Genomic DNA, 13,913 nt, shown 5'->3' with positions numbered 1-13,913 from the left:
TCACGCCGTCCGGAGAGAGCCCGCCCATGCCCGTCAGACGCCGCGCCACCCGGGTCGCCGCACTCGTGGCGGCCGCCGCGGCGCTGGCCCTCGCGGTGCTGCTCAGCCTCGCGGTCGGGGCCCGCCCGATCGCGCCGTCCGCCGTGTTCGACGCCCTCCTGCACGGCGGGCACAGCAACGCGGCGGAGGTGGTGCGCGGGCTGCGGCTGCCGCGCACGCTCGTCGGCCTGATGGTCGGCGCGGGCCTCGCGCTGGCCGGCACCGTCCTCCAGGGCATCACCCGCAACCCCATCGCCGACCCCGGCATCCTCGGCATCAGCCAGGGCGCCTCGGTCGGCGTCGTGCTCGCCATCGCGTATCTCGGCGTCCACACGCTGACCGGATACGTGTGGTTCGCGTTCGCCGGGGCGGGCATCGCGGCCGTCGCCGTGTACGCGATCGCGTCCAGCGGGCGCGGCGGGGCGACCCCGGTGAAGCTGGCGCTGGGCGGCGCCGCGATCAACGCGCTGCTCGTCTCCGTCACCACCGCGATCCTCACGACGAAGGCCTCCGCGCTGGACGAGTTCCGGTTCTGGCAGGTCGGCTCGCTGTCCGGCCGGGACGCGGAGCTGGTCGGCCAGGTGTGGCCGTTCCTGCTGGTCGGCGTCGTCCTCGTGCTGTCCGTCGCGCGCGGGCTCGACGCGCTGGCGCTCGGCGAGGACGTCGCGAAGGGGCTCGGGCAGCGGGTGGCGACCGTACGGATCGTCGGCGGGCTCGGCGCGACCGTGCTGACCGGGGTCGGCGTGGCCGCGGCCGGGCCCATCGCGTTCATCGGGCTGGCCGTGCCGCACATCGCCCGCGCCCTCGTCGGCTCCGACCACCGCTGGCTGCTGCCCATGGCCGCGCTCGTCGGTCCCGTGATGCTGCTGGTCTCCGACACCGTGGGCCGCGTGGTCTTCCCGCCGAGCGAGGTGCCGGCGGGCGTGATGACGGCGCTCATCGGGGTGCCGTTCCTCGTGGCGCTCGTGCGCCGGAAGGCGGTGCCCGCGTGAGCGCGATCGCCGGGGTCCGCCCGGCCGGATACACGGTCGTCCGCGCGGGCCGGGCCCGATTCCTGCTGCACCGCAGGGCGGCGGTCACGGCCGTCGTCCTCGTGCTGCTGCTCGCCGCGGCCTGTCTCGCGTACCTGTGCGTGGGCGAGACGTTCACCAGCCCCGTCGAGGTCCTCAAGGTCCTCACCGGGCAGCCGTCGCCGGACGAGCTGGTCGTGGGCACGCTGCGCGAACCGCGGATGGTCGTCGGCCTGCTCGTCGGCGTCGCGTTCGGCGTCGCGGGCGCGCTGATCCAGACCGTCGCCCGCAACCCGCTGGCCAGCCCCGACATCATCGGCATCAGCCAGGGCGCGAGCGCCGTCACCGTCGCCGCGATGACCTTCGGCCTCACCTCGTACACCGTGCTGCCGTACGTGTCCGTGGCCGGCGGGCTGCTCGCCGCCGCGCTCGTCTACGTGTTCGCCTGGCGCGGCGGGCTGCACGCGACCCGCTTCGTCCTCATCGGCATCGGCTTCGCGATCGCCCTGCGCTCGGTCACGACGCTGTTCATGACCAAGGGCGACTACCTCGTCGCCCAGCAGGCGCAGATCTGGATGACGGGCTCGCTCAACGGGCGCGGCTGGGCGGAGGCCGCGCCGCTCGCCTGGACCCTGCTGGTTCTCGCCCCCGGCGTGGCGTGGGCGGCGCGCGCCCAGCGGACCGTCTCCCTGGACGACGACACCGCGACCGCGCTCGGCGTACGTCTCGGCCGGGTGCGCCTCGGGCTCGTCGCGCTCGGCGTCGTCCTCGCGTCCGTCGCGACCGGCGCCGCCGGACCCGTCGACTTCGTCGCGCTGCTCGCCCCGCAGATCGCCCGGCGCCTCACCCGCACCGCGCAGATCCCGCTGCTGTGCTCCGGGCTGCTCGGCGCGCTGATCGTCGTCGTCGGCGACCTGCTCGCCCGGCGCCTGTTCTCGCCGACCGAGCTGCCGGTGGGTGTGCTCACGGCCGCGGTCGGCGCCCCGTACCTGATCTGGCTGATCATCCGCTCCCGTCGTCCCGGAGGCACTTCATGAGCCGGCTCTCGGCCCGCGACCTGACCCTCGCCTACGAGGACCGCACCGTCGTGCACGACCTCGACCTGGCGGTGCCCGACGGGCAGGTCACGGTGATCGTCGGCCCGAACGCATGCGGCAAGTCGACGACGCTGCGCGCGCTCGGCCGGCTCCTCAAGCCGGCCGGCGGCTCCGTCCTCCTCGACGGCAAGGCCCTCGCCGAGCTCCCCACCAAGAAGATCGCCCAGCGCATCGGGCTGCTCCCGCAGAGCCCCGTGGCGCCCGAGGCGATCACCGTCGGGGACCTCGTCTCGCGCGGGCGCCAGCCGCACCAGAGCTGGTGGCAGCAGTGGTCGGAGGCGGACGAGAAGGCCGTCACGGAGGCCATGGAGCGCACGGACGTCGCCGCCCTCGCCGAGCGGAACGTCGACGAGCTGTCCGGCGGGCAGCGCCAGCGGGTCTGGATCGCGATGGCGCTGGCCCAGGAGACGGACATCCTGCTCCTCGACGAGCCCACGACGTTCCTGGACATCGCCCACCAGGTGGAGGTCCTGGACCTGGTCCGTCAGCTCAACCACGACCGGGGCCGCACGATCGCCGTCGTCCTGCACGACCTGAACCAGGCGGCGCGCTACGCCGACCACCTCGTCGCGATGAAGTCCGGCCGCATCGTCGCCGAGGGCCCCCCGGCGGAGATCGTCACGGAGTCCCTGGTGAAGGAGGTCTTCGGCCTGACGTGCGTCGTGGTCCCCGACCCGGTCACCGGCTCCCCGCTGGTGGTGCCCGGGACGCCGTGGAGCGCGGCGTCCCCCTCGCGACCCACCCTGAAGAAAGCGGTACCCGGCAACAATTGACCGACCGGCAACGGCGCTGACCCGAAAGGCACTCCATGTACGCCTCCCTCACGCACCGCGGCACAGTCATCGGCACCCTCGTCCTCGCCACGGCCCTCGCCGTGAGCTCCTGCACGTCCTCCGACCCGGCGCAGAAGAAGAAGCCCGGCGCGGACCCGAACGGCACCCACACCGTCAAGACCGCGATGGGCCCCGTCAAGGTCAAGAACACCCCCAAGCGCGTCGTCGTCCTGGACACCGCCGAGCTCGACTCCGCGATCACGCTCGGCGTCACGCCCGTGGGAGCCACCCGCGCCGGAGCCGAGAGCACCTTCCTGTCGTACCTCCCGAAGGCGCGGACCAAGGGCATCGCCGAGGTCGGCGAGATCGCCAACGCGAGCCTGGAGAAGATCGCCGGGCTCAAGCCGGACCTGATCCTGAGCAGCAAGGTCCGCGACGCCCAGCGCTACAAGCAGCTCAGCGCCATCGCCCCGACCGTCCTCACCGAGTCCACCGGCTACCCGTGGAAGCAGAACTTCCTGGTGCACGCGGACGCCCTCGGCAGGAAGCCCGAGGCCAAGGCGGCGGTGAAGCGGTACGACGAGCGGGTCGCCGCCGTCACGAAGTCGCTGGGCGGCAAGGCGAAGGCGGCCCGCACGGACGTGAACGTCGTCCGGTTCGTCGAGGGCGCCGACATCCGGATCTACGGCAAGAAGAACTACATCGGCACGATCCTGGCCGACCTGGGTCTGGGCCGCCCCGCGATCACCGGCAAGGCGAAGGACGGGTTCGCGTACGAGGTGAGCCCCGAGCAGATCGACAAGGCGGACGCGGACGTCGTCTTCACGTCGACCTACGGCAATCCGGGCAAGGCCAAGGTCACGCAGACCACGACGAGCGGCCTGTGGCAGAACCTGAAGGCCGTCAAGAACGGCAAGGTGTTCCAGGTCGACGACGAACTGTGGATCCAGGGCATCGGCTACACCGCCGCGAACCAGATCCTCGGCGAACTCCAGTCGGACCTGGCGGCCTAGGGGTTTCAGCGCTGACGCTGGGAACGCCACAGCAGGTACAGCGCGGAGGCGATCGCCGCGCCCCGCAGCACCCACGGCCAGGTCTCGCCGAGCGCCACGCTCATCCGGCCGTCGGCGACGGGATCGCCCCAGCGGCCCTCGGTCCGGCCCCAGAGCCAGACGATGCCGGCGGCCGCGGCGGTCCCGGGCAGCACGAACACCGCCCACTTCTTCTGGCCCTCGGTCAGCCGCCGGGACAGATAGACGACCGCCCAGCCGATCAGCAGGACGATGATGTTGCCGAGGACGGCGCCGGCGACGAGGACGAGCGCGGCGAGCAGCAGCACCGGGTTGGCGAGGCCCCCGGCGGGCGCGGCGAGCCGGGGCAGCCCGCGCCGCTTGCGCGGGGCCGCCTCCTCCGCCTCCGCCTCGTCCTCGGCTTCCGGCTCCTCGTCCGCTACGGGCTTCTTCCGCAGGTCGGGGCGTTTGTCGCCGGGCTCGGGGGGTGGTTTGAGGAGCTCCGGGATCTCGACGCCGCCGACGAACCCGGGCACGCTGTCCGACTCGCCGAGCGGCATCGCGCCGCCCTCGCCGAGCCGCCACCAGTCGGTGTCGCCGCCGGACGTGCCGAGTTCGTCGGCGCCGGCGAGGTGCGGGGGCGACGGGGCGGGGGCCTCCGGCTCGGGGGCCCGGGTGCGGCGCGGGCGGGGCGTCCTGCGGCGCGGGGCGGCTGCGCCGCGCTGTTCGGGGACGGGGCGGGTGAGGGTTTCGGCGGGGTCGGGGGCGGTGCCGTCCTGGGCGCCGGTGACGATGTCGTCCGGGCTGCCGAGGCGGTCGATGATGCGGCGCACCGCGGCGGGGCTGTCGACGGTCACCTTGGCGCGCCGCTTGTCGATCTCGCCGCGCAGCTCCGACACCAGTCGCATCCGGGTCGACGACGGCAGCTGACGCTGCTGGGCCAGGTCCCCGACCCGGCTCAGATAGTCGAAGACGATCTGATCGCTCTCAATCCCCACGAAGTCCCCTCCGGGGTCCGCACTTTGACGCCCCGACGGTACCTGTTCCCGGGGCTTGATTTCGGCTCTCCCGCCGCCGTGGCTGGTCGCGCAGTTCCCCGCGCCCCTGAAATGCAGACGCTTCGCGTCGCATTTCCCCGATGAAGGCTGAACGGCGAAGCCGTTCGCCTTCAGGGGCGCGGGGAACTGCGCGAGAAGCCCCACCGGCCCGCACCCGGCGACGAAACCGCAACCCGCACCGGCGTAGACCCGCGGAGCGACCCGTCCCGCTAACGTGGGTCAGATGAGCCCGAACGCGCAGACCCCGGCGACCACCAGTCCCCGCTCCCTCGCGGAGGCGCTGCGCGCCGGGACGGACGAGGACCTGGCCCGCCTGCTGCGCGCCCGCCCCGACCTCCTCGGCCCGGTGCCGAACGACCTGACCCAGCTCGCGACCCGCGCAGGGACCCGCGCCTCCGTCATCCGCGCCCTGGACCGCCTCGACCGCTTCACCCAGCAGGTCGCCCAGGCCCTGGCGATCGCCCCGGACCCGGCCCCGTACACCGCCCTGCGCGACCTGCTGCCCGGCGACGACGCCTCCGCCGCGCTGCCCGGCGCCGTGGCGACGCTGCGCGAACAGGCCCTGGTGTGGGGCGGCGACGACCAGCTCCGCCTGGTCCGCACCGCCCGTGAACTGCTCGCGCCCAGCGCCCAGCACCCCTCCCCCACGGGGCTCGGCCCGACCGTCGCGGAGGCCACCTCGGGCATGTCGCCGACCCGCCTGCAGGAGATCGTGGCGACGGCCGGGCTGCCGTCCACGCACGACCCGGTGTCGGCGGTGGCGGCGCTGACGGAGCTGTTCACGGCGCAGGACCGGATGGGCGCCCTGCTGGACGAGGCCCCGGCCGAGTCCGTCGACGTACTGAACCGGCTGGTGTGGGGACCGCCGTACGGGCAGGTCACGGCCCGCCCGGCCGCGCATCTGCGCTGGCTGCTGGACCGGGGCCTGCTGCTGCCGACGAGCCCCGGCACGGTCGTGCTGCCGCGCGAGGCGGCGCTGCACCTGCGCGGCGGTCGGGCGCACCGGGTGCTGGAGCCGCTGCCGCCCGAGATCGCGGTGAAGGCCGAGCACCGTCCACAGGTTGTGGACGCTACGGCGGCGGCCGAGGCGTACACGGCGCTCGCGACCGTCGAGGAGCTGTTGAAGGACTGGGACGAGGGCGGCCCGGCGGTGCTGCGCGCGGGCGGTCTGAGCGTGCGGGACCTCAAGCGCACGGCGACGGCGCTGGACACCTCGGAGCAGACCGCCGCGTTCTGGGTCGAACTGGCCTACGCGGCGGGCCTGGTGGCCTCCGACGGCGAGGCCGACGAGCGGTACGCGGCGACGCCCGCGCTGGACGAGTGGCTGGAACTGCCGCCGGCCGAGCGCTGGGTGCCGCTCGCGGCGGCCTGGCTGACGGCGACCCGTACGGCGGGCCTGGTCGGCGGCCGGGACGGCAAGGACCGCACGCTGTCGGCCCTGGGCCCGCACCTGGACCGTTCGGCGGCACCGGAGGTCCGCCATCGTGTCCTGGCCCTGCTCGCCGATCTGCCGGAGGGCGCGGCCCCCGACCCGGACTCCGTCGTCGCCCGCCTCGCCTGGGAGCGGCCATCCCCCGGCGCCCTGGAGCTGCGCGGCAACCTGGTCCGCTGGACCCTCGCCGAGGCCGAACTCCTCGGCATCACCGGCCGCGGCGCCCTCTCCACCCACGCCCGCGCCCTGCTCACCCGCGAGTCGGCGGACGGCCCGGGGCACACCCCCCTCACCCCCGCCGAGGCCGCCGTCACCGCCGCGCGGGCCGGGAAGGTGCTCGCCCCGCTGCTGCCCGAGGCGCTCGACCACGTGCTGCTGCAGGCCGACCTGACGGCCGTCGCGCCGGGCCCGCTGGAGCGTCCGCTCGCCGACGCGCTGTCCGTGCTCGCGGACGTCGAGTCGAAGGGCGGGGCCACCGTGTACCGGTTCACGCCGGGCTCGGTACGGCGGGCGCTCGACTCCGGGCGGACCGCCTCCGACCTGCACGACTTCCTCACCGCGCACTCCCGCACCCCGGTCCCGCAGCCGCTCGCGTACCTCATCGACGACGTGGCCCGGCGCCACGGCCACCTGCGGATCGGCGCGGCGAGCGCCTACGTGCGGTGCGACGACGACGCCATGCTCGGCGAGATCCTCGCCGACAAGCGCGCCGCGGGCCTGCGGCTGCGCCGCCTCGCCCCGACGGTGCTCGCCGCGCAGGCCGACCCGGGCACGCTCCTGGAGGGCCTGCGCGCCATGGGCTTCGCGCCCGCCGCCGAGACCCCCGAGGGCGATGTCCTGATCACCCGCGCGCACGCCCGCCGCACCCCGCCGCGCACCGCCCCCGAGCCCGTCCCGGACGGCCCGCCGCTGCCCGACGGCACGCTCCTGGACGCGGCGATCCGGGCCATCAGGGCGGGCGACCGCGCCGCGACGACCCCGCGCAAGACCGCCCCGGAGCGCCCCGCGGACGGCGAGCTGCCGCGCACCGGCGCCGCCGACACCCTCGCCACGATGCAGGCCGCGGTGATGACCGGCGAGGCCCTGTGGATCGGCTACGTGAACGCGGAGGGCGCCGCCAGCCAGCGCGTCATCGCCCCGATCCGGGTCGAGGGCGGCTTCGTGACCGCGTACGACCACACCGCCGACGAGGTCCGCACGTACCCCCTGCACCGGGTCACGGGCGTGGCCGAGCTTTCCGGGGAATGAGCCGGGTGCGGCACACTGGACGTTTGGCCACACCGGGCCACGCCCTTCCAGAAAGGTGCCGCGCGTGAACGGACCTCTCATCGTCCAGTCGGACAAGACGCTCCTGCTGGAGGTCGACCACGACCAGGCCGACGCCTGCCGTCGTGCGATCGCCCCGTTCGCCGAGCTGGAGCGGGCGCCCGAGCACATCCACACGTACCGGGTGACCCCGCTCGGACTGTGGAACGCGCGGGCCGCCGGGCACGACGCGGAGCAGGTCGTCGACGCGCTCGTGCAGTTCAGCCGGTACCCGGTGCCGCACGCGCTGCTCGTCGACATCGCCGAGACGATGGACCGCTACGGGCGGCTGACGCTGAGCAAGCACCCGGCGCACGGGCTCGTGCTGTCCACCACCGACCGGCCGGTCCTGGAGGAGATCCTGCGCTCGAAGCGGGTCGCCCCGCTGGTCGGCGAGCGGATCGACCCGGACACGGTCGTCGTGCACCCCTCGGAGCGCGGCCAGATCAAGCAGACCCTGCTGAAGCTGGGCTGGCCGGCCGAGGACCTCGCCGGGTACGTGGACGGCGAGGCGCACCGCATCGACCTGGCCGAGGACGGCTGGGCGCTGCGCCCGTACCAGAAGCAGGCCGTGGAGGGCTTCTGGCACGGCGGCTCCGGTGTCGTCGTGCTGCCCTGTGGTGCCGGCAAGACGCTGGTCGGCGCGGGGGCGATGGCCGAGGCGAAGGCGACGACGCTGATCCTCGTGACGAACACGGTGTCGGCCCGCCAGTGGAAGCACGAGCTGGTGAAGCGGACCTCGCTGACCGAGGACGAGATCGGCGAGTACAGCGGCACGAAGAAGGAGATCCGGCCCGTCACGATCGCGACGTACCAGGTCCTGACGACGAAGCGGAAGGGTGTCTACCCGCACCTGGAGCTGTTCGACTCCCGCGACTGGGGTCTGATCGTCTACGACGAGGTGCACCTGCTGCCCGCGCCGGTCTTCAAGTTCACCGCCGACCTCCAGGCCCGCCGCCGGCTCGGCCTCACCGCGACGCTGGTGCGCGAGGACGGCAAGGAGGCGGACGTCTTCTCGCTGATCGGGCCGAAGCGCTTCGACGCTCCGTGGAAGGAGATCGAGGCGCAGGGGTACATCGCCCCGGCGGACTGCGTCGAGGTCCGGGTGAACCTGACGGACTCCGAGCGGCTCGCCTACGCGACGGCCGAGGCCGAGGAGAAGTACCGCTTCTGCGCGACGACCGCGACGAAGCGGAAGGTGACGGAAGCGCTGGTGAAGAAGTTCGAGGGCCAGCAGATCCTCGTCATCGGCCAGTACATCGACCAGCTCGACGAGCTGGGCGAGCACCTCGACGCGCCCGTCATCAAGGGCGAGACGTCGAACAAGGAGCGCGAGCGTCTCTTCGACGCGTTCCGCAACGGCGAGATCAACGTCCTCGTCGTCTCCAAGGTCGCGAACTTCTCGATCGACCTGCCGGAGGCCACGGTCGCGATCCAGGTGTCGGGCACGTTCGGCTCCCGCCAGGAGGAGGCGCAGCGGCTCGGGCGCGTCCTGCGTCCGAAGGCGGACGGTCACCAGGCGCACTTCTACTCGGTCGTCGCCCGCGACACGATCGACCAGGACTTCGCGGCGCATCGTCAGCGGTTTCTGGCGGAGCAGGGGTACGCGTACCGGATCGTCGACGCGGACGATCTCCTGGCCGGCAAGTAGGGCACCCCGCACCTACTCGGGGCTCCGCCCCGGCCCCCGCTCCTCAATCGCCGGAGGGGCTTGATTTCGGCTTTCCCGCCGCCGTGGCTGGTCGCGCAGTTCCCCGCGCCCCTGAAATGCAGGCGCTTCGCGCCGCATTTCCCCGACCTAGGTGCGGGGCGCCTGTGGTCGGGGGAAGGCGCGGCGAAGCCGCAGCCTTTCAGGGGCGCGGGGAACTGCGCGACCAGCCACGACGCACCCGCACCCGGCGACGAAAGCGCGACCCGTAACGGCGCGAAGCCCGGGGGCGCGGTCATGTGGACCGCGCCCCCGGGCTTGCTCAAGCACCCGGTCAGAACCCCGGCTTGAAGCGCCGCAGGCGGAGGCTGTTGCCGACGACGAAGACCGAGGAGAAGGCCATGGCCGCTCCGGCGATCATCGGGTTGAGCAGCCCCGCCGCGGCGAGCGGAAGCGCCGCCACGTTGTAGGCGAAGGCCCAGAACAGGTTCGAGCGGATCGTGCCGAGGGTCTTGCGGGAGAGACGGATCGCGTCGGCCGCGGAGCGCAGGTCACCCCGGACCAGCGTGAGGTCACCCGCCTCGATCGCCGCATCCGTACCCGTACCCATCGCGAGCCCGAGATCCGCCTGCGCGAGCGCGGCCGCGTCGTTGACCCCGTCGCCGACCATGGCGACCGAACGGCCCTCGCCCTGGAGGCGCTTGACGACGTCGACCTTGTCCTGGGGCAGGACCTCGGCGATGACGTCCTCGGGGGCGATGCCGACCTCGGCGGCGACGGCGCGGGCCACCGCCTCGTTGTCCCCGGTGAGCAGGACCGGGCGCAGGCCCAGCTCACGGAAGCGGCGGATCGCGTCGGCGCTGGTGTCCTTGACCGCATCGGCGACCTCCAGGACGGCGCGGGCCTCGCCGTCCCAGGCGACCGCGATGGCCGTACGTCCTGCCGCCTCGGCCTCGGCCTTGGTGCGGGCCAGTTCGACGGGCAGGTGGATCTCCCACTCCTTGAGCAGCGCCTCGCGGCCGACGAGGACGGCGTGGCCCTCGACGACGCCCTGGACGCCGAGTCCGGCGATGTTGGCGAAGTCCTCGGGGGTGGGGAGCTTGCCGACCTTCTCGGCGGCGCCGGCGGCGACGGCCTGGGCGATGGGGTGCTCGGAGGAGTGCTCCAGGGCGCCGGCGAGGCGCAGGACGTCGTCCTCGGTGACGCCGTCGGCGGTGTGCGTGGCGAGCAGGGTCATCTTGCCGGTGGTGACGGTGCCGGTCTTGTCGAGGACGATCGTGTCGACCTTGCGGGTGGTCTCCAGGACCTCGGGGCCCTTGATCAGGATGCCGAGCTGGGCGCCGCGGCCGGTGCCGACCATGAGGGCGGTCGGGGTGGCGAGGCCGAGGGCGCAGGGGCAGGCGATGATCAGGACGGCGACGGCGGCGGTGAACGCGGCGGTCCAGCCCGAGCCGTTGCCCAGCCAGAAGCCGAGGGTGGCGACGGCGAGGGCGATGACGACGGGGACGAAGACGGCGGAGATCTTGTCGGCGAGGCGCTGGGCGGCGGCCTTGCCGTTCTGCGCGTCCTCGACGAGCTTGGCCATGCGGGAGAGCTGGGTGTCGGCGCCGACCCGGGTGGCCTCGACGACGAGCCGGCCGCCCGCGTTGAGCGTGGCGCCTGTGACGGGGTCGCCGGTCGCGACCTCGACGGGCACGGACTCTCCGGTGAGCATGGAGGCGTCGACGGCGGAGGAGCCCTCGACGACGATGCCGTCGGTGGCGATCTTCTCGCCGGGGCGGACCAGGAAGCGCTGACCGACCTTCAGCTCGCTGACGGGAATGGTCTGCTCGTGCCCGCCGTCGTGGAGGACGGTGACGTCCTTGGCGCCGAGTTCGAGCAGGGCCTTGAGCGCGGCGCCGGCCTTCCTCTTGGAGCGGGCCTCGAAGTAGCGCCCGGCGAGGATGAACGCGGTGACGCCGGCGGCGGCCTCCAGGTAGATGTTCCCGGCGCCGTCGCTGCGGGCGATGGTCAGCTCGAAGGGGTGGGTCATGCCGGGCTCGCCGGCGGTGCCGAAGAACAGCGCCCACAGGGACCAGACGAACGCGGCGGAGGTGCCGACCGAGATCAGCGTGTCCATCGTCGCGGCGCCGTGCCGGGCGTTGGTGAAGGCCGCCTTGTGGAAGGGCCAGGCGGCGTACGTGACGACGGGCGCGGCCAGGGTCAGCGAGAGCCACTGCCAGTACTCGAACTGGAGGGCCGGGACCATCGCCATGGCGATGACCGGCAGGGCCAGGGCGACGGCCGTGATCAGGCGCTGGCGCAGCGGGCGCAGCTCGTCGAACTCGGCCGCGGGGGTGCCTTCGCCGTCCTGGGCGGCGGCCGGCGGGGTGGGCTCGTGCGCGGTGTATCCGGTGGCCTCGACGGTGGCGATGAGGTCGGCGACCTCGATCCCGTCGGCGAAGCTGACCTTCGCCTTCTCGGTGGCGTAGTTGACGGTCGCCTCGACGCCGTCCATCCGGTTCAGCTTCTTCTCGATACGGGCGGCGCACGACGCGCAGGTCATGCCGCCGATGGCGAGTTCCACCTGGTCGGTCGGGGCGACGGTGTGCGCCGACATGGTGCCTCCTCGGTGACGGTGTCCCGGTCGTCCGGGCCGGTACCCGGGGCGGGTACCCCTCGTTGAGATCCATTTATACCCCTGGGGGGTATCGAGTGCAAGGGCCGGCCCGGCTTGACTTCATACCCCCCAGGGGTATCTTCGTAGCAGTAGGTCTCACGAGAGCCCGAGCAGCCACGGACCCAGGAGTCGTCATGCGCACCGGACTGAAGATCACGGCCTTCGCCGCCGCCGTCGCCGCCACGTTCGGCACGGCGTACGGGGTGGGCAGCGGGGTCGGCCCCGTGACCGCCGGGGAGAAGCCGGCCGCGCACGACGCGGAGCACGCGGGCGGCACGGAGAAGGGCGGGGAGGCAGGGAAGGAGGGCGCCGGTCACGGAGGCCACTCCGAAGGGGCGGCCGAACCGGCAGCCGCCGAGATCCCCGGTGGCCTCCAGGTCTCCGAGCGCGGGTACACGCTGGACCTCGCGCAGGACCGGCTGCCTGCGAAGAAGGGCGAGATCCGCTTCACCATCCGCAAGGACTCCACCGGCGAGCCCGTGACCTCGTACAAGAAGGAGCACGGCAAGGAGCTGCACCTCATCGTCGCCTCGCGGGACCTCACCGGGTACCGGCACCTTCATCCGGTACGGGCGGCGGACGGCACGTGGTCGACGCCGGTGTCACTGCCGAAGTCCGGCGACTACCGCGTCTTCGCCGACTTCACCCCGGCCGGCGAGAAGGAGGGGCTCACGCTCGGGTCGGGCCTCGGGGTCGCGGGGACGTACAAGCCGGAGAAGCTGCCGGAGCACGCGGCGACCGCGCGCGTCGCGGGCGGCTACGAGGTCCGCCTGGAGGGCGGGCTGAAGCCCGGGGCGGAGAGCGAGCTGACCCTGAACGTGTACCGGAACGGCAAGCCCGTCACGGACCTGGAGCCCTACCTCGGGGCGTACGGGCACCTGGTCGCGCTGCGCTCGGGCGACCTGGCCTATCTCCACGTTCACCCGCACGACGGCAAGCCCGGTCCCGGCGTCACGTTCACCGCGAGCGTGCCCAGCACCGGCACGTACCGGCTCTTCCTGGACTTCAAGCACGACGGGGAGGTCAGGACGGCTGCGTTCACCGTGCATGCGGCGTAGGCTGGTCCGCAATATTGGACTAGACCTGTCGGGAGCCGGCGTCATGAGCAAGCGTGCAGTCCTGGAGGTGATCGCCCTCGACGCGCAGGACGCGGTCGCGGCGCAGGCCGGGGGTGCGGACCGGCTGGAACTGGTCACCGACATGGCGGCGGACGGCCTCACGCCGTCCGTGGACACCTTCCGCTCGATCCGCGCCTCCGTGGACATCCCGCTGCGCGTGATGCTGCGCCTCGCGGACGGTTTCGCGGCGGGGGACGTCTCCGCACTCGTACGGGTGGCGGAGGCGCTGCGCTCCGCCGGGGCGGACGAGTTCGTGCTCGGCTTCCTCGACGCGCGCGGGGAGCCCGATCTCGCGGCGGTCGAGCAGGTGGTCCAGGCCCTGGACGGATGCCGCTGGACGTTCCACCGGGCGATCGACCGGGCCGCGGACCGGGGGGCGTTGCGGCGGGCCGTCGCGGGGCTGCCCGGGCTCGACACGTTCCTCACCGCGGGTGCGGCCGAGGGGGTCGACGCGGGGTACGACGTGCTCGTGGCCGAGGCGGGGCGGGCGGCTTCCGGCGAGCCCGGGTACGAGCCGCTGATCCTGGTCGGCGGGGGGCTCCGCCTGGAGCATGTTCCCGGTCTGCTCGGCGCGGGGATCTCCGGTTTCCACATCGGCGGCGCGGCGAGGCCCTCCGGGTGGACCGGGCCCGTCTCCCCCCGGTCCGTCGAGACGTGGCGCTCAGCCCTGGACGGCCAGGCGCCGTAGCTCCACCTCTCCGTTGCCGGGTGCGGGTGCGTGGGGGCTGGTCGCGCAGTTCCCCGCGCCCCTGAAATGCAGACGC

At 73.4% G+C, this 13,913-nt stretch carries 10 protein-coding genes; 8 read left to right on the top strand and 2 right to left on the bottom strand.

The window, feature by feature from the left end; all coding sequences use genetic code 11:
• The first annotated feature begins 26 nt into the window (after nt 1–26).
• The 4 genes from ACZ4E1_RS16255 to ACZ4E1_RS16240 are packed head-to-tail and all read left to right on the top strand — an operon-like array spanning nt 27 to nt 3,932.
• On the top strand, nt 27–1,031 hold the full coding sequence (locus ACZ4E1_RS16255) for a FecCD family ABC transporter permease (RefSeq protein ID WP_467539753.1): 1,005 nt from the start codon (nt 27–29) through the stop codon (nt 1,029–1,031).
• Nucleotides 1,028–2,086, top strand: coding sequence for a FecCD family ABC transporter permease (locus ACZ4E1_RS16250; RefSeq protein ID WP_467539752.1), 1,059 nt, complete (start codon nt 1,028–1,030; stop codon nt 2,084–2,086). The genes ACZ4E1_RS16255 and ACZ4E1_RS16250 overlap by 4 nt, the downstream gene beginning before the upstream one ends.
• Nucleotides 2,083–2,919 (top strand): ABC transporter ATP-binding protein, encoded by an 837-nt coding sequence (locus ACZ4E1_RS16245; RefSeq protein WP_467539751.1) that lies wholly within the window; start codon nt 2,083–2,085, stop codon nt 2,917–2,919. Before ACZ4E1_RS16250 ends, ACZ4E1_RS16245 begins: the two co-directional genes overlap by 4 nt.
• A gap of 35 nt (nt 2,920–2,954) precedes the next feature.
• Nucleotides 2,955–3,932 carry an ABC transporter substrate-binding protein gene (locus ACZ4E1_RS16240; protein ID WP_467539750.1) on the top strand — a complete coding sequence of 326 codons (978 nt, stop codon included), beginning with the start codon at nt 2,955–2,957 and terminating at the stop codon, nt 3,930–3,932.
• A 5-nt stretch (nt 3,933–3,937) separates the two neighbouring features.
• Here the strand turns inward: ACZ4E1_RS16240 and ACZ4E1_RS16235 are convergent, their stop codons facing one another.
• On the bottom strand, nt 3,938–4,927 hold the full coding sequence (locus tag ACZ4E1_RS16235; RefSeq protein ID WP_467539749.1) for a hypothetical protein: 990 nt from the start codon (nt 4,925–4,927) through the stop codon (nt 3,938–3,940).
• Nucleotides 4,928–5,210: 283 nt separating this feature from the next.
• Between ACZ4E1_RS16235 and ACZ4E1_RS16230 the strand changes: the two genes are divergently transcribed.
• Together ACZ4E1_RS16230 and ACZ4E1_RS16225 are read left to right on the top strand one after the other, a co-directional pair.
• Nucleotides 5,211–7,667: a helicase-associated domain-containing protein gene (locus tag ACZ4E1_RS16230; RefSeq protein WP_467539748.1), complete on the top strand. Its 2,457-nt coding sequence runs from the start codon at nt 5,211–5,213 to the stop codon at nt 7,665–7,667.
• Between the two features lie 64 nt (nt 7,668–7,731).
• Nucleotides 7,732–9,375, top strand: coding sequence for a DNA repair helicase XPB (locus ACZ4E1_RS16225; protein ID WP_467539747.1), 1,644 nt, complete (start codon nt 7,732–7,734; stop codon nt 9,373–9,375).
• 331 nt (nt 9,376–9,706) lie between these two features.
• Here ACZ4E1_RS16225 and ACZ4E1_RS16220 read toward each other — a convergent pair whose 3' ends face one another.
• Nucleotides 9,707–11,971 carry a heavy metal translocating P-type ATPase gene (locus ACZ4E1_RS16220; RefSeq protein WP_467539746.1) on the bottom strand — a complete coding sequence of 755 codons (2,265 nt, stop codon included), beginning with the start codon at nt 11,969–11,971 and terminating at the stop codon, nt 9,707–9,709.
• Nucleotides 11,972–12,165: 194 nt separating this feature from the next.
• Between ACZ4E1_RS16220 and ACZ4E1_RS16215 the strand changes: the two genes are divergently transcribed.
• Both ACZ4E1_RS16215 and ACZ4E1_RS16210 read left to right on the top strand, forming a co-directional pair.
• Nucleotides 12,166–13,089, top strand: coding sequence for a hypothetical protein (locus tag ACZ4E1_RS16215; protein WP_467539745.1), 924 nt, complete (start codon nt 12,166–12,168; stop codon nt 13,087–13,089).
• A gap of 43 nt (nt 13,090–13,132) precedes the next feature.
• Nucleotides 13,133–13,837, top strand: a complete 705-nt coding sequence (locus tag ACZ4E1_RS16210) for a copper homeostasis protein CutC (protein WP_467539744.1) — start codon at nt 13,133–13,135, stop codon at nt 13,835–13,837.
• The last annotated feature ends 76 nt before the right edge of the window (nt 13,838–13,913 follow it).

The sequence above is a fragment of the Streptomyces sp. NPDC025806 genome (assembly GCF_055558275.1).
Note: the sequence above shows the minus strand (reverse complement) of the source record. Positions and strands in the feature narration are given on the sequence as shown.

What these genes read in the sequence shown, in the direction of transcription:
- ACZ4E1_RS16245 (WP_467539751.1), top strand. Translation starts at nt 2,083, where the DNA reads ATGAGCCGGCTCTCGGCCCGCGACCTGACCCTCGCCTACGAGGACCGC.
- ACZ4E1_RS16215 (WP_467539745.1), top strand. Translation starts at nt 12,166, where the DNA reads ATGCGCACCGGACTGAAGATCACGGCCTTCGCCGCCGCCGTCGCCGCC.
- ACZ4E1_RS16255 (WP_467539753.1), top strand. Translation starts at nt 27, where the DNA reads ATGCCCGTCAGACGCCGCGCCACCCGGGTCGCCGCACTCGTGGCGGCC.
- ACZ4E1_RS16210 (WP_467539744.1), top strand. Translation starts at nt 13,133, where the DNA reads ATGAGCAAGCGTGCAGTCCTGGAGGTGATCGCCCTCGACGCGCAGGAC.
- ACZ4E1_RS16220 (WP_467539746.1), bottom strand. Translation starts at nt 11,971, where the DNA reads ATGTCGGCGCACACCGTCGCCCCGACCGACCAGGTGGAACTCGCCATC.
- ACZ4E1_RS16230 (WP_467539748.1), top strand. Translation starts at nt 5,211, where the DNA reads ATGAGCCCGAACGCGCAGACCCCGGCGACCACCAGTCCCCGCTCCCTC.
- ACZ4E1_RS16240 (WP_467539750.1), top strand. Translation starts at nt 2,955, where the DNA reads ATGTACGCCTCCCTCACGCACCGCGGCACAGTCATCGGCACCCTCGTC.